14 protein-coding genes are annotated in these 18897 nt (G+C 67.7%); 5 read left to right on the top strand and 9 right to left on the bottom strand.

Features of this window, described 5'->3' with window-relative positions:
- Nucleotides 1-609 carry a peptidoglycan recognition protein family protein gene (locus tag ACUTR7_RS04120; protein WP_016446773.1) on the bottom strand — a complete coding sequence of 203 codons (609 nt, stop codon included), beginning with the start codon at nt 607-609 and terminating at the stop codon, nt 1-3.
- Nucleotides 610-820: 211 nt separating this feature from the next.
- Entirely contained in the window at nt 821-1768 is a 948-nt protein-coding gene (locus ACUTR7_RS04115) for a DMT family transporter (protein ID WP_445608200.1), read from the bottom strand.
- Nucleotides 1769-1913: 145 nt separating this feature from the next.
- Here ACUTR7_RS04115 and ACUTR7_RS04110 point away from each other — a divergent pair, with 145 nt between their 5' ends.
- On the top strand, nt 1914-2837 hold the full coding sequence (locus tag ACUTR7_RS04110; protein WP_445608199.1) for a LysR family transcriptional regulator: 924 nt from the start codon (nt 1914-1916) through the stop codon (nt 2835-2837).
- Here the strand turns inward: ACUTR7_RS04110 and ACUTR7_RS04105 are convergent.
- Genes ACUTR7_RS04105 through ACUTR7_RS04095 form a run of 3 tightly spaced genes read right to left on the bottom strand, consistent with a single transcriptional unit; the run spans nt 2834 to nt 6118 of the window.
- Nucleotides 2834-4399: a PhnE/PtxC family ABC transporter permease gene (locus tag ACUTR7_RS04105; protein ID WP_445608198.1), complete on the bottom strand. Its 1566-nt coding sequence runs from the start codon at nt 4397-4399 to the stop codon at nt 2834-2836. The two genes, ACUTR7_RS04110 and ACUTR7_RS04105, sit on opposite strands and share 4 nt — an antisense overlap.
- On the bottom strand, nt 4390-5214 hold the full coding sequence (locus ACUTR7_RS04100; RefSeq protein WP_097202551.1) for a phosphonate ABC transporter ATP-binding protein: 825 nt from the start codon (nt 5212-5214) through the stop codon (nt 4390-4392). Before ACUTR7_RS04100 ends, ACUTR7_RS04105 begins: the two co-directional genes overlap by 10 nt.
- A gap of 19 nt (nt 5215-5233) precedes the next feature.
- On the bottom strand, nt 5234-6118 hold the full coding sequence (locus tag ACUTR7_RS04095; RefSeq protein ID WP_043820849.1) for a putative selenate ABC transporter substrate-binding protein: 885 nt from the start codon (nt 6116-6118) through the stop codon (nt 5234-5236).
- A 584-nt stretch (nt 6119-6702) separates the two neighbouring features.
- On the opposite strand from ACUTR7_RS04095, the gene lldP reads away from it, so the two are divergent.
- The 4 genes from lldP to dld all read left to right on the top strand — a co-directional run bounded on the left by lldP (nt 6703) and on the right by dld (nt 12278).
- Nucleotides 6703-8385, top strand: coding sequence for an L-lactate permease (lldP, locus tag ACUTR7_RS04090; RefSeq protein WP_445608197.1), 1683 nt, complete (start codon nt 6703-6705; stop codon nt 8383-8385).
- A 185-nt stretch (nt 8386-8570) separates the two neighbouring features.
- Nucleotides 8571-9377 (top strand): transcriptional regulator LldR, encoded by an 807-nt coding sequence (gene lldR / locus ACUTR7_RS04085; protein ID WP_012205183.1) that lies wholly within the window; start codon nt 8571-8573, stop codon nt 9375-9377.
- A 10-nt stretch (nt 9378-9387) separates the two neighbouring features.
- Nucleotides 9388-10527 (top strand): FMN-dependent L-lactate dehydrogenase LldD, encoded by a 1140-nt coding sequence (gene lldD / locus ACUTR7_RS04080; RefSeq protein ID WP_012205184.1) that lies wholly within the window; start codon nt 9388-9390, stop codon nt 10525-10527.
- Nucleotides 10524-12278, top strand: a complete 1755-nt coding sequence (gene dld, locus ACUTR7_RS04075) for a D-lactate dehydrogenase (RefSeq protein ID WP_445608196.1) — start codon at nt 10524-10526, stop codon at nt 12276-12278. The genes lldD and dld overlap by 4 nt, the downstream gene beginning before the upstream one ends.
- A gap of 192 nt (nt 12279-12470) precedes the next feature.
- Here the strand turns inward: dld and ACUTR7_RS04070 are convergent, their stop codons facing one another.
- The 4 genes from ACUTR7_RS04070 to ACUTR7_RS04055 all read right to left on the bottom strand — a co-directional run bounded on the left by ACUTR7_RS04070 (nt 12471) and on the right by ACUTR7_RS04055 (nt 18873).
- Complete coding sequence (locus tag ACUTR7_RS04070) at nt 12471-14024, bottom strand: S41 family peptidase (RefSeq protein WP_445608195.1); 1554 nt, start codon at nt 14022-14024, stop codon at nt 12471-12473.
- Between the two features lie 162 nt (nt 14025-14186).
- Nucleotides 14187-15695 (bottom strand): aldehyde dehydrogenase family protein, encoded by a 1509-nt coding sequence (locus tag ACUTR7_RS04065; protein ID WP_445608194.1) that lies wholly within the window; start codon nt 15693-15695, stop codon nt 14187-14189.
- A gap of 42 nt (nt 15696-15737) precedes the next feature.
- Nucleotides 15738-16619, bottom strand: a complete 882-nt coding sequence (locus tag ACUTR7_RS04060) for a transporter (protein ID WP_445608193.1) — start codon at nt 16617-16619, stop codon at nt 15738-15740.
- Nucleotides 16620-16749: 130 nt separating this feature from the next.
- Nucleotides 16750-18873 (bottom strand): PQQ-dependent dehydrogenase, methanol/ethanol family, encoded by a 2124-nt coding sequence (locus ACUTR7_RS04055; RefSeq protein WP_445608192.1) that lies wholly within the window; start codon nt 18871-18873, stop codon nt 16750-16752.
- Between the last annotated feature and the right edge of the window lie 24 nt (nt 18874-18897).

The raw sequence follows: 18897 nt of genomic DNA, 5'->3' as shown, positions 1-18897 counted from the left end.
TCAGGCTCCCGTGAAGATGTAGCGCAGCAATTGGGCGCCTTCGGTCGCCTCCTTGCGGGCAATGGCGCCGTGGGAGTAGACATCGGACAGAAGCTTGAGCTTGTAATGGTCCACCAATTGCTGGGTCAGCCATTTGGTCTGGAACAGCTGCGATTGGGTGGGCGCCTCGTAGTCCTTGGTCGACGGCAGGAAACGGCCCACCACCTCGATGCCCACGGAGTCGCTGTTGGCCGGATAACGCAACGGATAGGCCTTTGTGTTCTCGTGCGATGACACATTCTTGGCCCGCTTGCTGAAGCTCAGGCCCTTTTGGTGCAGCAGGGCATTGATGTTCTTGAGTTCCGTGGGATCGCAGGTGCTCTCGTTGACGCAGCGCGGCTGAAGAATTCCCACATGCCAGCAGATGCGCTCAAGGCTGGCCGTCTGGTAGATCTTCCCGTCCTTCTCGATCAGAAAGTGCGCCCCCGTCTTCTGGCCGCTCTTGTAGGCATTGAGCACGCTGGCGGCCGTGGACGAGTCAGTGCGGTGTAGCACGATGGATGTGACGGACAGCAAGGCGCCGTGCTCTATGGACGGATAGGTCTTGACTTCGACGCTTTTGTCTACCATCAATCCTTTTTCGATAGTGGCCAATTATTTCTCCCTCTGTATTCCGGCTGAATGAATGCGAATGGCGGAAAGCCGGGAGAGCATACGGGCGGAAAGGGGAAAAATAATTCGAAATGTACTGTGCGCCTCTTTATTGGAAATATCTTGAAACAATTGGGCGGAGTTCATGAAGGATGGATGAATTCCGGAAATCCCCGGAATTCACAGGGGCTCAATGGCGGCGCAATGCAATGCCTGTGCGATGGCCCACGACTGCGACGAGGATGCAGCCCATTCCCGCCCACTGCGCCGCCGACGGCACGGCGCCAAACCAGACCAGATCCACCAGCAAGGCCATGGCGGGGTAGACGAAGGACAGTGCCGCAATGGCGGGCGCCGGCAGCCGCTGGAATGCGGCATACATCACCGTGTACATGAAGGCCGTATGGACCAGCCCCAGGGTCAGCACCATGGAGGCGGCCCGCGCTGACAGCAATTGCGGGCTGGCTGCGGCGATATGGGTGAGCAGGGGCAGGGCCCACAGGCTCAGCACCAGTCCGCCCGCCAGCATCTGCAGCATGGCGATCTGGGCCGAGGGCATGTGGCCCAGGCGGCGCGTGGCGACCGTGGTGCCTGCGTAGAGTGCGGCGGCCAGCAGGGCCAGGGCCACGCCTATCCAGGCGCCTGTACCAGCATGCGATGCATCCATGCCGTCCAGCCCGACCAGGCCGCTGCTCAGCGCCACCCCCAGCAGGGCCAGCAGCAGCCAGGGCAGCTTGCGGCGTTCGACGGGCTCGCCCTGCAGCGCCGAAAGAGCCAGCAGCATGAAGGGCTGCACGTGGTAGACCACGGTGGCCACGGCGATGGAGCTGTAGTGGTAGGCGCTGAACAGGGCGACCCAGTTCAACACCAGGGCGATGCCGCCCCCGGCCAGCCACAGCCATTCACGGCCTTGAGGGGCGACCCATTCGCGCCGCCAGGCCAGCCACAGGCCCAGGCCCAGTGCGCCCAGCACGCACCGGGCGAATACGACCAGCAGCGGCGGCAGCGCGCTTTCCACGACGAGCAGGCCGATGGTGCCCGACAGCGCCATGGCCAGCAGCATGCGCCAGGTGCCGCCCTGGCTGGTTCGGGGCCGTGTGGGTGAGTTTGCAGAGGTGAGGCTGGGGCTGTGGGACATGGTGTCGATTCCTGGGCGCGCTTCGGTATGGAGCGCATGGCCGTATCTTGCGGACCCTGCAATCAATCAACAATCCATCAGTCATTCAAATTAATATTGCCTGCCATGCAACAAATACCGGAGTAGTGCCTTGCCCGAACCCGCCATGCCTTTGGATGAAATGCTGGTCTTCGCCCGCGTGGTGGAGCACCAGAGCTTTGCGGGCGCGGCCCGGCAGCTGGGGCTGACGACCTCGGCCGTGAGCCGCAGCGTGGGGCGGCTGGAGGCGCATTTCGGGCTGCGGCTGCTGCAGCGCACCACGCGCTCGCTGTCGCTGACCGAGGCGGGAGCCGAGATCCACCAGGCCTGCCTGCGGCTGGTGGAGGATGCCCAGGCCGTGCAGGCGCTGGCCGGCCAGCTGCGCCAGCAGCCGCGCGGGCTGCTGAAGATCAGCGCGCCGGCCGTGCTGGGCGATCTGTGGCTGTCACCGCTGCTGCCGGGCTTTTGCGCGCGCTGGCCCGAGGTGCAGGTGCAGGTGGACATGACGGACCGCATGGTGGACCTGGTGGCCGAGGGGCTGGACCTGGGCCTGCGCATCAGCGTGCCGGGCCAGATCGCGCCGGGGCTGGTGGCGCGGCCGCTCAAGACCATCCGCTATTTGCTGGTGGCCACGCCCGGCTATCTGGCGCGGCATGCGCAGATCACGGAGCCCGGGCAACTGCTGGCGCATCCCTTCATCAGCCTGGGCTACGGGCAGTTCCAGAACGAGGTGGAATTGCGACCGCTCCACCCTGCGGCCGCGCCCGCCACGCGGCTGCTGGTGAATACGCCCATCACCATTGCCAGCAGCCTGGGCATCATCCACGCGCTGCAGCAGGGGCCGGGCATTGGCGTGGTGGCCGACTTTGCCGCGCAGGCGGCGCTGCAGGCCGGGCAACTGGCACCCGTGCTGCCGGGCTGGGCGCTGTGCGGCAAGTACGCGCCGCGCGTGGTGCATGCGGTCTATGCGCCCACGCGCCATGTGCCGCTGAAGCTGCGGGCGCTGATCGACTACCTGGTCGAGATGGAAGGCGAGGGTGCCTCGGCCTAACCCATGCGCCTGCGCAGCGCCGCGCTGGCCCAGTCCACGGCCACGGACAGCGCCAGCATGGCGATGATGACGGTGCTGGCCTGGGCGTAGTGGAACAGCGACAGTTCGAAGTACAGCAGCTGCCCCAGCCCGCCCGCGCCCACGAAGCCCAAAATGGCGGCCATGCGGATGTTCATCTCCCAGCGGTACAGCGTATAGGCCAGCAACTGCGGCGCGGCGCCGGGCAGGGTGGCGTAGAGGAAGGCCATGGCGCGGCCGCTGCCGGACAGGCGCAGCGCTTGGGTGGGGGCGGCGGGCTGGTTCTGCAGGGCCTCGGCATACAGGCGCCCCAGCACGCCGGCCGTGTGCAGCGCCAGCGCCAGCGCGCCTGCGAACGGGCCCAGGCCTACGGCCAGGGCAGTGATGGTGGCCCAGACCAGCTCGGGCACGGAGCGCAGCACGTTGAGCACCAGGCTCCAGGGAGCGCGCCAGCGCGGCAGTGCCAGCAGCAGGCCCAGCACGGCCGCCAGCAGGGTGCCGACCACGGAGATGGCCAGCGTCTCCCACACGCCCACGGCCACCTTGTGCAGCCATTCGGCGCTGGTGTCGGGCGGGAAGAAGCTGATGACGAATTCCAGCATGGACCGGCCCGCCGCGCCGGTGAACAGCGAGGGCAGGTCCATCTCCAGCATGGCAAAGCTGGCGGCCACGCCCAGCGCCAGGGCGGCGCAGGTGAGGGCGCTGCGCCAGCCCCAGGCGCTGGCACGCGCGGCGGGTGGCGTGTCCAGCGCGCGGCGCAGTCCGCGCGAGAGCAGGTCGGCGCCCCAGACCAGCAGCATGAAGGTCAGCAAGATGGTGGAGGCCTCGCCGCCGTTGAGCATCTTCATGGCCTGGTCCATGAGTTGGCCCAGGCCGCCCGCGCCCACAAAGCCCATGACCACCGAGGCGCGTATGGCGCACTCCCAGCGGTAGACGGTGTACGAGGTCAGTTCGCGCGCGGCCTGGGGCAGCAGGCCATAGAGCATGGCCAGCGGCCGGCGCACGCCGGCCTGCGCCAGGGCGCGTGCGGGTGCGGGGTCGGCCGATTCCAGGATTTCCGCATAGACCTTGGCCAGCATGCCGCCATAGGTCAGTCCCAGGGCCAGCACGCCGGCGGCCGGCCCCAGCCCGAAGACGCGCACGAAGACCAGGGCCCAGACCAGCTCGGGCACGCCGCGCAGGATGGTGAGCAGGCCGCGCGTGACGGGGTTGAGCGCCCGCCGCTCGCGCGCGGCGCCCGTGACCAGGTAGGCCAGCGGCACGGCCAGCACAAAGGCCAGGGCCATGCCGGCCGTGGCAATGGCCAGGGTCTCCAGCGTGGCGCGGCCCAGGTAGCCGAGGAAGTCGCGCCCGGTCTCGGGCGGCAGGAAGGTGGCCAGAAAGCGGCCTATGACCTGCAGGTTGCCGGGATCGAACAGCTCGCCCAGGCTGAAGCCCGCGCCCTGGAACAGCGGCCACAGCACGACGGCGGCCAGCACCAGGGCGCCGAGGCGGCGGGGCGCGGCGGGATCACGCAGCGCGTGCAGATCGGAACTCAACGGCATGCGGATGCGGACAGCGGTGCGGCAAAGGCGGCGGGCGCGGGTGTCCACGCAGGGCGGGAGGGATCATCGCCAGGATGCTCGGACCCATACAGCGCACGCAGGTGTTCCTGCGTGACTTCAGCCGCCGGCAGGTCGAAGGCGATGGCGCCATCGCGGATGCCCACGATGCGCGCAAAGCAGGCCAGCGCCAGGTCCACGGCATGCAGGCTGGCCACCAGGGTGGCGCCGCGCGCGGCCGCTTCGTGCACCAGCAGTTGCACGGTGGACAGGGCCAGGGCCGGGTCCAGCGCGGCCACGGGCTCGTCGGCCAGGATGAGCTCGGCCTGCTGGTAGAGCACGCGGGCAATGCCCACGCGCTGCAGCTGACCGCCAGAGAGCTGGTCGCAGCGCGCGAACAGCTTGTCTGCCAGCTGCACGCGGGCCAGGGCCTCGCGCGCGCCGGCGGTGTCCTGTGGGTACAGCAGCGAGGCCAGCGCCTTCCAGGCCGGCCACCGGCCCAGGCGCCCGGCCAGCACGGCCGTGACCACGCGCTGGCGCGGCGGTATGGGCGGCGCCTGGTGCACCGTGCCGATGCGCGCGCGCAGCAGCCGGGGAGCGCCCGCGCTGGACGCAGGCACCTCGTTGCCCAGCACGCTGCGCCGGCCCTGGCTGGGCGCCAGCGCCGTGCCGATGACGGACAGCAGCGTGGTCTTGCCCGCGCCCGAGGGGCCGATCAGCGCAATGGCCTCGCCCTGGCGTGCGGCCAGCGTCACGCCGCGCAGCGCAATGCCGCCGCCGGCGTGGGTCAGGCCCACGCCTTGCAGTTCAAAGCTCATGGATTGCGCCTGCTGCGGCTTACTTGAGCAGGCCGGCCGACTTGGCGGCAGCCTCGATGCCTTCGTAGTTCGAGGCCTGGGTGGGCACGAAGCGCGCGGCGCGCTGCAGCTCCAGGATGGCCTTGTGCTCGGGCTTGGCCGGGTCCAGCGCCAGGAAGGCGTCGGTCAGCTTCTTGACCAGGGCCGGGTCCAGGTCGCCGCGCACGGTCCAGTTGTAGTCGAAGTAGGGCGGCGTGGTGGCGAACACGCGCACCTTGCTGGTATCGACCTTCTTGCTCTCCACCAGCTTGTCCCAGACCGATGCATTGAGCACGCCGGCCTCGGCCTTGCCTGCGGCCACGAAGGCCACGGTGGCGTCATGCGCGCCGGAGAAGGCCACGGTCTTGAAGTCCTTCTCGGGGTTGATGCCGTCCTGCTGCAGGAAAAAGCGCGGCATCAGGCTGCCCGAGGTGGACGAGGGCGCGCCAAAGGCAAAGCTCTTGCCCTTGAGGTCGGCCAGGGTCTTGATGGCGGGGTTGGCCGTGATGAACTTGGAGGTGAACTTGGCGTCTTCCTCGCGCTGCACGATGGGGATGGCCGTGCCGTTGGTGCGGATCTTGGCCTGCACGAAGGTGAAGCCGCCCAGCCAGGCCAGATCCAGCTTGCGCGTGGCCAGCGACTCGACCACGGCGGCGTAGTCGGTCACGGGCGTGAACACCACCTTCATGCCGGTCTGGGCCGAGAGGTACTTGCCCAGCGGCTCGAACTTGCGCTGCAGCTCGGTGGGAGCTTCATCCGGGATGGCCGAGACGCGCAGCACGGCGGGTTCGGCGGCCAGCGCAGGCAGGCTGGACAAGGTGGAGGCGGCCAGCACGCAGGCAGCCGCCTGGCGCAGCGCCGAGCGGCGCGCAGGAATGTGGTTCATGGATGGGCTCCGTTCAATCAGCCACCGCCGTCCGGATACACGGCGATTTAATGGGCGCCCGGGATGACCGGGCGCCGAAGGTACAAGGGCGGTACACCGACCGCTGAGGCTGCATTGTAGGGAGCGGGCTTTTCCGTTGGGGACGTCAGGCATGAGCGCCGGACCTGCGGGCACAGCGCTGCCGCCGATCTTTTCCCCGCGTGCGCTGCGTTTGTGCACCGCCCGGGGGCCTTGCCTGGCCGGGGACTTGAGCATGCGTTGCACCGAAACATTCATAATTGGTCTGACCAATAAACATCGTGGTGCATTATCTGCACTCTTTTAGGTGTTTACCCTGTTCATCTGCCCACTTGAAAGCTCTGAGAATCGCACCACTTCGCGCAATGGTCTGAATTTTGGTTTAATTGGTTGGACCAATTTGCCAATGGCCCACAAGGTGCCAGCGCGGGGAACACTCCCGGTCACCGTTGCGGCCAGCCAGCAGACATCCTGTGCGGATCGCACCGCATGCCAACGCTGCAACGAGAGGGAGTGGCCGACAAGGGGCGCTTACCGCGCCCTCCCCATCATCTAGAGACACGGTCATGCAAACCATCTGGCAGCAGAACTACGATCCCGCCGGGAACATCTGGATCTCGGCGCTGATCGCGCTGATTCCCATCATCTTTTTCTTCCTGGCGCTGACCAGGTTCCGTCTCAAGGGCTACCAGGCCGGCACCGTCACCGTGGCGCTGGCGCTGGGCGTGGCGCTGCTGTTCTACAAGATGCCCGTGAGCGCGGCGCTGGCCTCGGCCGTGTACGGCTTCTTCTACGGCCTGTGGCCCATTGCCTGGATCATCGTGGCGGCCGTGTTCCTCTACAAGATTTCGGTCAAGACGGGGCAATTCGACGTGATCCGCTCGTCCATCCTGTCGGTCACGCCCGACCAGCGGCTGCAGCTCATCCTGGTGGGCTTTTGCTTCGGCGCCTTCCTGGAAGGTGCTGCCGGCTTCGGCGCGCCCGTGGCCATCACGGCCGCGCTGCTGGTGGGCCTGGGCTTCAAGCCGCTGTACGCGGCCGGGCTGTGCCTGATCGCCAACACGGCGCCCGTGGCCTTTGGCGCCATGGGCATTCCCATCATCGTGGCAGGGCAGGTCTCGGGCGTGGATGCATTCGCCATCGGCCAGATGGCCGGACGCCAACTGCCCTTCATGACGGTGCTGGTGCTGTTCTGGCTGATGGCCATCATGGACGGCTGGCGCGGCGTCAAGGAAACCTGGCCTGCCGTGCTGGTGGGCGGCGGCTCCTTCGCCGTGGTGCAGTTCCTCACGGCCAACTACATCGGCCCGGAGCTGCCGGACATTACCTCGGCCATCGTCTCGCTGGTGGCGCTGACGCTGTTCCTCAAGGTCTGGCAACCCAAGCGCATCTTCCGTTTCGACACGGAAGGCGAGGGCGGCAAGGCTGCGGCAGTTGCAGCACCGGCCATCACCTCCGGTGCGCCGCTGACAGCAGGCGTCGTCATCAAGGCCTGGTCGCCCTTCATCATCCTCACGGCCATGGTGACGATCTGGAGCATCAAGCCCTTCAAGGCGCTGTTCGCCGCAGGCGGCCCGCTGGCCTCCACCGTCATCAACATCCCCGTGCCCTTCCTGCACAACCTGGTGGAGAAGACGCCGCCCGTCGTGGCCGCCGCTGCGCCCTACGGCGCGGTCTACACCTTCAACTGGCTGCTGGCCACCGGCACGGCCATCCTGATCGCGGCGCTGATCACCATCACCTTCACGCGCCTGTCGCCCGCCAAGGCCGTGGCCACGCTGGGCGAGACCTTCAGGGAACTGGCCGTGCCGATCTACTCCATCGGCATGGTGCTGGCCTTCGCCTTCGTGGCCAACTACTCGGGCCTGTCGGCCACGCTGGCCCTGGCGCTGGCGCACACGGGCCAGGCGTTCACGTTCTTCTCGCCCTTCCTGGGCTGGATCGGCGTGTTTCTCACGGGCTCGGACACCTCGGCCAACGCGCTGTTCGCCGCGCTGCAGGCCACCACGGCGCAGCAGCTGGGCCTGCCCCAGGTGCTCACGGTGGCGGCCAACACCACGGGCGGCGTGACGGGCAAGATGATCTCGCCCCAGTCCATCGCCATTGCCTGCGCGGCCGTGGGCCTGGCAGGCCGGGAGTCGGACCTGTTCCGCTTCACGGTCAAGCACAGCCTGATGTTCGCCGTGATCATCGGGGTGATCACCACGCTGCAAGCCTATGTGTTTACGTGGATGATTCCTGGGTATTGACATGAAACACCCCCTGAGTCGCTGCGCGCCTTCCCCCTCTCTACCCGCTTCGCGGGGGAGGGGGACGACACCCTCGCGGCGGGGCGGCCCTTGCTCGGTGTCCCTGGCTTGGGCAGTGCGGGTTTCATGCGATGAGGCTGGCGCATAGCGCCGTGAATCACTGAAAACCAATTCTGAGAATCCCCATGCGCGTTGCCGATCAAGTTGTCGAGAAATTGCTTGCCCTGGTGCAGGCCAGCGGAGTGCAGCCCGGACAGCGGCTGCCCGCGGAACGGCAACTGGCGGCCGAGCTGGGTGTCTCGCGCACCTCGGTGCGCGAGGCCATACAGAAACTCACCAGCCAGGGCGTGCTGGTGGCGCGGCGCGGCGATGGCACCTACCTGCAGGAGCCGGCGCCGGCTGCCGAGCCTGCGGACTGGCTCAAGGACGCCATGCGGCCGCTGGCCGGCCTGATGGAGTCCGACTCCCACTACCGCTATGACGTGCTGGAAACCCGCCATGCGCTGGAGACCAGCACGGCCTGGCTGGCCGCCCAGCGCGCCACGGAGCGCGACAAGGACCATATCCAGCGCTGCTTCGAGGTGATGATCCAGCACCAGCAAAGCGGCCACGCCGAGCTGGCGGCGCGTGCCGATGCGCAGTTCCACCTGGCCATTGCCGAGGCCTCGCACAACCTGGTGCTGGTGCAGGTCATGCACAGTCTGTTCACCGTGGTGCTGTCCACGGTGGAGCGCAACCGCCATGACATGTTCCGCCTGAGCGCGCCCCAGACCCTGCAGGAGCTGACCGTGCAGCACCAGAGCCTGATGCAGGCCATCCTGGACGGCGACCCGCAGCGCGCCCGCGAATGCATCGGCGAGCACCTGGAGCATGTGCGCACCACCATCCAGCGCCTGGACGAGGACCGCGCGCGGCGCGAGCGCTCCATGCGGCTGCCTCTGGACGCCGCGCCCGCGCTGCTGCCCACTTCAGACCTGATACGAAAGACATGAGACACCCATCATGATCATCTCCTCCACCTCCGACTACCGCGCAGCGGCGCAAAAGCGCCTGCCGCCTTTCCTGTTCCACTACATCGACGGCGGCGCCTATGCCGAGCAGACGCTGCGCCGCAATGTGGAAGACCTGGCCGCCGTGGCGCTGCGCCAGCGCGTGCTCAAGGACATGAGCCGGCTGGACACCAGCATCGAGCTGTTCGGCGAGAAGCTGTCCATCCCCGTGGCGCTGTCGCCCGTGGGCCTGACGGGCATGTACCGCCGCCGTGGCGAGGTGCAGGCCGCACGCGCGGCCGACGCCCATGGCATTCCTTTCACCATGTCCACGGTATCGGTCTGCCCCATCGAAGAGGTGGCGCCCAAGATCAAGCGCCCCATGTGGTTCCAGCTCTACGTGCTCAAGGACCGGGGCTTCATGCAGAACGCGCTGGAGCGCGCCCAGGCGGCCGGCTGCTCCACCCTGGTCTTCACCGTGGACATGCCCGTGCCCGGCGCGCGCTACCGCGATGCGCATTCGGGCATGAGCGGCCCGAATGCCGCCATGCGCCGCTACTGGCAGTCGGTCACGCACCCGGCCTGGTCCATGGACGTGGGCCTGCTGGGCCGCCCGCATGACCTGGGCAACATCTCGGCCTACCGGGGCAGCCCCACGGGCCTGGCCGACTACATCGGCTGGCTGGGCGCCAACTTCGATCCCTCCATCTCCTGGAAGGATCTCGAATGGATACGCGCCTTCTGGAAGGGGCCCATGGTCATCAAGGGCATCCTGGACCCTGAGGACGCCAAGGACGCCGTGCGCTTTGGCGCCGACGGCATCATCGTCTCCAACCATGGCGGCCGCCAGCTCGACGGCGTGCTGTCCTCGGCCCGCGCGCTGCCGGCCATTGCCGATGCGGTCAAGGGCCAGATCAAGATCCTGGCCGACTCGGGCATCCGCAACGGCCTGGACGTGGTGCGCGCCATCGCCCTGGGCGCCGACTGCGCCATGATCGGCCGCGCCTTCATCTACGCCCTGGCCACCTCCGGCGAGGCGGGCGTCAAGCACCTGCTGGAACTATTGGAAAAGGAAATGCGCGTGGCCATGACGCTGACCAGCGTGAGCAAGGTATCCGACATCACCGGCGACCTGCTGGTGCGCCAGCCATGAGCGCGCTGCAGACTCCGGTCGTCTCCCGCGAGGCCCTGCTGCTGCAGTTGCGCGAAGCCGTGGGCGCCGCGCATGTGCTCACCGACGACCAGGCCACGCGCCGCTTCCGCAAGGGCCACCGCACGGGCGAGGGCCCGGTGCTGGCCGTGGTGCGGCCCGCGACGCTGCTGGAGCAGTGGAAGGTGGTGCAGGCCGCCGTGGCGGCCGGGCGCATCGTCATCATGCAGGCCGCCAACACGGGCCTGACAGGCGGCTCCACGCCCGACGGCGCGGACTACGACCGCGAGATCGTGCTCATCAACACCTTGCGCATCACCGGCGTGCAGGTCATTGGCGGCGGCGCCCAGGTGGTCTGCCTGCCCGGCGCCACGCTGGACCGGCTTGAGCAGGCGCTGGCGCCGCTGGGGCGCGAGCCGCATTCGGTGATCGGCTCATCGTGCATCGGCGCCTCGGTGCTGGGAGGCATCTGCAACAACTCGGGCGGCGCCCTGGTGCGGCGCGGCCCGGCTTACACCGAGCTGGCGCTGTACGCGCGCGTCTGCGACGACGGCTCGCTGGAACTCGTCAACCACCTGGGCATCGCCCTGGGCCGCACGCCCGAGGAAATCCTCACGCGGCTGCAAAACGGCGACTACACCGAATCCGACATCGCCCACGATGCGCAGCGTGCCGCCTCCGACCCGCGCTATGCCGAGGCCGTGCGCGCCGTGGACGAGGACACGCCCGCGCGCTTCAACGCCGACCCCTCGCGCCTGTTCGAAGCCTCGGGCTCGGCCGGCAAGCTGTGCCTGTTCGCCGTGCGGCTGGACACCTTTCCCAAGGAGCCCAGCACCGTCTTCTATATAGGCAGCAATGCGCCCGACGACCTCACGGCCGTGCGCCGCGAGCTGCTGACCGCGCTGCCGCGCCTGCCGATCGCGGGCGAGTACATCCACCGCACGGCCTACGACATCGGCGAGAAATACGGCAAGGACACCTTCCTGCTGATCGACCGCTTCGGCACGGCCAGGGTGCCGGCCGCCTTCGCCCTCAAGAGCCGCGTGGACGGCTTCTTCGAGCGCTTCGGGCTGCGCGGCGTCACCGACCGCGTGATCCAGGCGCTGACCAACCTGCTGCCCAGCCACCTGCCCGTGCGCATGCGCCAGTGGCGTGACCGCTACGAGCACCATTTGCTGGTGCGCGTGTCCAACGACACGGCCGAGGCCACGCGTGAATTCCTCACGCGGCACTTCAGCGGCAGCACCACGGGCGGCTGGTTCGAGTGCGATGCCGACGAGGGGCGCAAGGCCTTCCTGCACCGCTTCGCCATCGCAGGCGCGGCCATCCGCTACCGCGAGGTGCACCGCGCCCAGGTCGAGGACATCGTCGCCCTCGATGTCGCCCTGCGCCGCAACGACCGCGAATGGGTGGAGCAACTGCCCGCCGAGGTCGAGCGCGAGATGGTCCACAAGCTCTACTACGGCCACTTCTTCTGCCATGTCTTCCACCAGGACTACATCGTCAAGAAGGGCGTGGACCCGCTGGCCATGGAGCACCGCATGTGGGAACTGCTGGACGCGCGCCGCGCCGAGTACCCGGCCGAGCACAACGTGGGCCACCTCTACGTGGCCAAGCCTGCCCTGGCGGGCTTCTACCGTGAACTGGACCCCACCAATACCTTCAACCCCGGCATAGGCCACACCTCGCGCAAGCTGGGTTGGGAGGAATGCTGCGACCGGCCAGGGGGATGGCCCAAGGGGTATTCGGAGTAGGGGGAAGCTGCTTGGGCAGGTACGCCAGGGCCAACTGGCGCAGCACGATCCGCAGCTCTGCCGGGTCGCCATTGGCCAGGATGGCGTTGATGGTCTCGACGGCCATGACCGGATCGCTGCGGTACAGCTCAGCCATGGCGTCGTCATGGGACCTGCTTCGCATCATCCGATCTCCTCAAAGCCTGCCTCTGTTCAATCCAGCTGGATGTTTCCTGCCGTGGGCAGGATGCTGTCCAGCACCCAGGCCTGCACGGCGGCGGTGTCGGCAAGGTCACCGTCGAAGACGAACTGCGGCAGGTAAGGCTTGCCCTCCTTGTCCTGGCGCCCGTGGTTCTTCCAGACCTTGAGGGGGACGCGGAACGTCACTGTGGGCGAAAGTGCCTTGTCGGCCACGTCGGTGTACTGCGTGTCCGTTCCGGTCATGCTGCCCACGTGCACGATGCCCGGAATCTGCAGCGCCGCACTCACGAAATCCAGGCAGGCGCTCTGGCATTGGGCATCCGTGACCAGCACCAGCTTGCCCTTGAAGGGGTTTGCGCGTGCGGCGGCGGTGTCTTGCTGCAACTCCTTGTGCGTTTCATCGACTTGCGGCTGCTCGACAAAATCTTCCCCGCGCGATGCGGCATCGCCCATCAGCGAGGCCATCTGCTGTGTGAACTGGTAGACCAGGCTGCCGGCGCCTTCCGTGCGCAGGAGCTGTGTCCTGCGCTCTTCGAACGCCTCCAGGGCCATGGCGGAGACACGCCAGTAAGCCCTGGCTTGGGAGTGCTGCGTGGCGCCTGCCGTGATGGCATCTGTCAGCAGGGCCATCAGGATGCGGTAGCCGAGCAGGGAGTTGCCCCCGCCATTGCCGCGCACATCGAGCACCACGGCCTGCGCATCTCCTGCCTGCCGGATGCCCTCCAGCATTTTCTCGAAGGCGGCCATGGCCTTCTCGGACGATGGCATGAAGTTGGACGCTTGGACCCACTGCACTCCCGGTCGCACTTCCTTGATCCCCTGGCGCGGTGCCCGGGGCCGCGCCAGGGCACGGGCGTCCTTGTCGTCCAGCGGCCGCCATGCCAGGTTGAAACTCTGGATTTCGCCAGCGGCGGAGCGGGTCGTGCATTGACGCACCCTGAGCGGCTCCCACAGCGGGGCGCTGGGCGATTCGCGGGTCAGGTGCCATGCCAGATCGGACTTCGTTCCCTCCAGGTGCACGAGCCGGTTCACGAAGGGCGCCACTTTGTCAGTGAGCAGATCGTCGATGGGGATGCCGTCGCACGACAGTACCTGCTCCCCCACCTGCGGCGTATCGACCGGCCATTGCGCAGCGCGGCCCGAGACGCGGTAGCGGCCTGCCTGGCGCTGCACGGCCCAGCCCGCCCAGGTCGTGCGCACAGGCATGGCGGCATGGTGGTTGCGCCATATGGCCAGATGGCCGTCCCGGTATCCGGTGGTGTAGAAGCGCAGCGCGGCAAAGGCCTGCTGCTCCGTGGCTGCGCGCCCAGCCAGCGCCATGGCCTGGTCGTATCCCTCGCTGAACCACTGGTGGAAAGCACTTGCGCCAGGGTCGAGGACGGCGGGATGTGCCTCCCGGATCATCTGGTGCACTCGCTGGATGTGGGTCACGGCGGTGTGGCTCCAGCGCGCTGCCTCCTGGCGGGCCTGTTCGGGCGTGGGCCTGTCGGCCTTGCCCCCGTCCTGCGCCTGGCAGGTCCAGGCGATGAAGAGCCATGACAGCCCTGCGATCCATCGACGATCCATGGTCTCCCTCTCTTTCTGTGCCGCACTGCAGGCGGCATGGCGTGGAAAGCGGGGAAGTGTGCAGGGGTGCGCAGTGAAAAGATATCGGAATGATCTGAATCCGTGCTTTCCGACAAGCCCCCGCTGCCGGCCTGCACAAAAGCTGCAGGCCGGCAGCAGCCCTCACAGATTGATGAACACCGACTTGGTCTCCAGATAGGCATCCAGCGCCGTGCGGCCCATGTCGCGGCCCATGCCGGACTGCTTGTAGCCGCCGAAGGGCATGCCCGGGTCCAGGGTGCTGTGGCAGTTGACCCAGACCGTGCCGGACTGGATCTTGGGGATCAGCCGGTGGACCTTGGACAGGTTGTTGGACCAGATGCTGGCGCCCAGGCCGTAGGGCGTGTCGTTGGCCCATGCGGCGACTTCGTCGAGGTCGTCATAGGGCATGGCCACGAGCACGGGGCCGAAGATTTCCTCGCGGGCCACGCGGTGGTCGTGCTGCACGCCGGTCATCACCGTGGGCTGCACGAAGTAGCCGCGCTGGCCTGCGCGGGCGCCGCCCGTCACCACTTCGGCACCCTGGCTGCGGCCTATGTCGATGTAGCTGCAGACGCGCTCCATCTGCTCCTGCGAGACCAGCGGGCCCATCTGCGCGCTGGGGTCCAGGCCATGGCCCAGGGTGAGCTGGGCGGCCTGGTCGGCCACGTCGGCCACCACGCGGTCGAACATGCTCTTGTGCACGTACAGGCGCGAGCCCGCGCAGCAGACCTGGCCATGGTTGAAGAAGATGGCATTGGCCGCACCCGCCGCCGCCGTGGCGGGATCGCAGTCGTCCAGCACGATGACGGGGGACTTGCCGCCCAGCTCCAGCGTGATGCGCGTCATGTTGTCCATGCAGGCATGGCCGATGAGCTTGCCCACCTCGGTCGAGCCCGTGAAGCTGACCTTGTTGACCAGCGGGTGCGAGACCAGGGGCGCACCCGTGCCGGGGCCGTCGCCCGTGACCACGTTGAACACGCCGGGCGGAAAGCCCGCTTCCTGGATCAGCTCGGCCAGCATCAGCGCGGTCAGCGGCGTCTGCTCGGCGGGCTTGAGCACCAGGGTGCAGCCGGCAGCCAGCGCGGGCGCCAGCTTCCAGGTGGCCATGAGCAGGGGGAAGTTCCAGGGCACGACGGCGGCGACCACGCCCACGGGCTCGCGCCGGGTGTAGGTGAACATCTGGGCCTCGGGCGCGAAAGGCACGGAGTGCTCGTGCGTCATGCCTTCGATCTTGGTGGCCCAGCCGGCCATGTAGCGGATGGAGTCGATGGCCATGGCGATGTCCACGGCGCGCGCAATGGCGGCGGACTTGCCGTTGTCCAGCGATTCGACCTCGGCCAGGGCCTGGGCATGGGTCTCCATGAGGTCGGCCAGGCGCAGCATCAGGCGCTCGCGCTCCACGGGGCGCAAGCGGCCCCAGGGGCCCAGGTGCAGCGCGCGGTGCGCGGCGCGCACGGCCAGGTCCACGTCGGCCGGGCCTGCGCTGGCGACTTCGGCGATCACGGCCTCGGTGGCCGGGTTGACGGTGGACAGGCGCTGGCCGGTCTGCGCCGCCACCCATTGGCCGTCGATGAAGAGGTCATGCGTGCCCCGGTTGAGGAAGGCGCTGGCGCGTTCGGTGATCTGGTGCTGGATGTCGCTGAGGTTCATGGTGTGCTCCTTGGTGGTGGACAGGGGACAGGGGGTGTGGATTCAGAAAACCTGCAGCAGGCGCAGGTTGATGCGGGCGTTCTCCTTGAAGCCCTGGCGCACATGCAGATCGCGGCCCACGGTGGCCAGCAACTGCGTCTTGGGCGCGACAAAGACCGCGCCGCCGAATGAGACCTTGGTGGTGGATTGGCGGTCGCCTTGCGACACGCCGTTGACCTGTGTCTCGCCGCCCGTCAGGTGCGACAGGCCCAGGCGCAGGTCCGAGGTGTCCGACAGGTGGTAGCGCAGCAGGCCCTGGAACTGGAACTGCGCCTTTTGCTTGAGCGTGGCGCTGTGGGCGCCGAAGTCGTCGTTCTTGCCGAAGACGGTGACATCGGCCGCCAGGTCCATGGTCACGCTCTTGCCCAGCGGCTTGATCCAGCCGGCCTGCAGGGCGGCCTTCCAGCGGTTCTCGCCCAGGCTCAGCGGGTCGTTGCGGTTGTACTGGCCCGTGGGCAGCCAGACAAAGGGGGTGATGCCGAAGTGCTCCTTGTCGCCGGGCTTCGTCAGCCAAAGGGTGGCGGCCAGCATCAGGTCGCCCACGCCGGTATTGCTGCCCATGGCCGCGATATCGCGCGAGGCCGACAGGCGCCCGAAGGGCAGCAGGAACTGCGGGTCGATCACATAGTCGCCCAGCTTCATGAAGTGCACGCCGCGCGCTATGCCGATGTCCGAGGTCAGCCTCGGCCGTATCGGCGCCTGGTCGCCATTGGCATAGAGGCTGTCGCGCGTGGCGTGCTGGTAATAGACCATGCCCAGCGTGGTGCCGGGCGGCAGGGCGGTGTAGTCGCCTGCATCGATATCGACGGCGTGGGCATTGAAGGTGGCGCATGCGGCCATGGCTGCCAGGGCCAGGGATGCGTGGGTGAGGGGCTTGGATGGCATGGCGAAGAGTCCAGTCCGGTGTTTTCAGGCAAAGCCCTGCCCAGGCCTGCTGCAGGACAGCAGGGCCGGGGAGGGGGATGGGAGGTTGGGGGAGGGGGAGGGGGAGGGGGAGGAGGGCGGCTCGCGCTGGCTACTTGGGCCGCACCGCGTCGGCCGTGCCCTGGATGAAGGCCTTGATCTTTTCCACGTCTTCCATGCTCAGCTTGCCCGTGAAGTCGGGCATGCCGCGCGACATGGCCGGACCCTTGAAGATGAACTTGTCCAGGTGCTCGATATAGGCCGGGTCCAGGTAGCCCAGGTTGGGCAGGTTGCCGCCCCGGTCCACGCCGGGCACGCCGTGGCAGAAGGCGCAGTTGCTGACGTACAGGGCCGTGCCTTCGGCCACCAGGCTCTTGTCGTAGGGCACGCCCTGCAGCAGCTTGCCCTGCTGGTAGGCGACGAAGGCAGGCGCCTCGGCCTTGCCGTCCAGCGCGAAGGTGTAGACCGTGCCCGGGCCCTTGCGCTCGGTGTGGCGCGCGGCCAGGCCGTAGACGCCGCCCCAGCCCACGGCGATGGAGACGTACTGCCGGCCATCGACCTCATAGGTGATGGGTGCGGCCACCACGCCCGTGCCCGTGGGCTTTTCCCAGAGCTTCTTGCCGTTGCGCGCGTCATAGGCCACGAAGCGGCCGTCGGCCGTGCCCTGGAACACCAGGTTGCCTGCCGTGGCCAGCGTGCCGCCGTTCCAGGGCGAGGCATGCTCCACGCGCCAGCGCTCCTTTTGCGCCACCGGGTCCCAGGCGATCAGGCGGCCGAAGGGCGTGCTCTTGGGCGGCTCCATGTTGATCAGCGTGGCCGTGTTCCAGCCGATATTGCTGTGCGGCTCGGGCAGGGAGCCGCCGTTGAACTTCCAGTTCTTGTTGTCCTGCAGGGTCAGCGGCACATGCTGGGCCGGCAGGTAGGCCAGGCCCGTATCGGGGCTGTAGGACATGGAATGCCAGTTGTGCGCGCCGAAGGGGCTGGGGATCACGTCGCGGGCGCGGTCGCCGCTGCGCGCAATCGGCGTCTCGATGGGGCGGCCCTTGGCGTCGTAGCCGCTGGCCCAGTTCACATCGACGAAGTTCTTGGCCGAGATGAACTGGCCGTTGGTGCGGTCGATCACGAAGAAGAAGCCGTTCTTGGGCGCATGCAGGATGACCTTGCGCGGCTTGCCGCCCACCTTGATGTCGGCCAGCACCATGGGCTGGGTGGAGGTGAAGTCCCAGCTGTCGCCCGGCGTTTCCTGGTAATGCCAGACATACTCGCCCGTATCGGGGTTCAGCGCCACGATGCTGGCCAGGTACAGGTTGTCGCCACCGGCCGGGCTGCGCTTGGCTTGCGCCCAGGGCGAGCCGTTGCCCGTGCCGATGTACATGAGGTTGAGCTCGGGGTCATAGGCCATGGTGTCCCAGGCCGTGCCGCCGCCACCGGCCTCCCACCACTTGCCGGCCGGGTCCCAGGTCTTGGCGGCGCGGGCCATGGCCTCGTTCTCGAAGGGCTTGGACGGGTCGCCGGGCACGGTGAACCAGCGCCATTGCTGCGCGCCGGTCTCGGCGTCATAGGCCGTGACATAGCCGCGCACGCCGTACTCGGCGCCGCCGTTGCCGATCAGCACCTTGCCCTTGATGACGCGCGGCGCGCCCGTGATGGTGTACGAGAAGGCGCGGTCGATGATGGTGTCCTGCTCCCAGACCTTCTGGCCCGTGGCCGCGTCCAGCGCCACCAGGCGGCCATCGAAGGCGCCCACATACACCTTGCCCTTGTAGACCGCCACGCCCCGGTTGACCACGTCGCAGCAGCCCTTGAAGCCGTTGGCGCGGTCCACGCCGGGGTCGTAGCTCCACAGGCGCTTGCCGGTGCGCACGTCCACCGCATGCACCACGCTCCAGCTGGCGGTGACGTACATGATTCCATCGACCACCACGGGCGTTGACTCCACGCCGCGCGTGGATTCCAGGTCATACGACCAGACCAGGCCCAGCCGCTTCACATTGGCCGTGTCCAGCTGCTTGAGTTTGGAAAAGCGCGTCTCGCTGTAGTCCATGCCGTAGCTAGGCCAGTCCTTGGAGCTGCGTGCGTTGTCGCGGATGCTCTGCGAGTCGATGCGCGAGGTGACGGCTCGTATGTGCTCGGGCGAGCCTTTGCTTGGCAGGCCTGCCTGCGCCAGCGCGGCGCCCGGCAGGGCCAGCACCACGCCGGCGGCCAGCAGCGTGGAGGAAAGCACGTGGGTCTTCATGTTGTCTCGTCTCCTGTGTGGTTT

Source organism: Delftia sp. NA_296.1, from assembly GCF_052692095.1.
The sequence above is the reverse complement of the archived record's forward strand: the minus strand, read 5'-3'. Positions and strand labels throughout refer to the sequence as shown.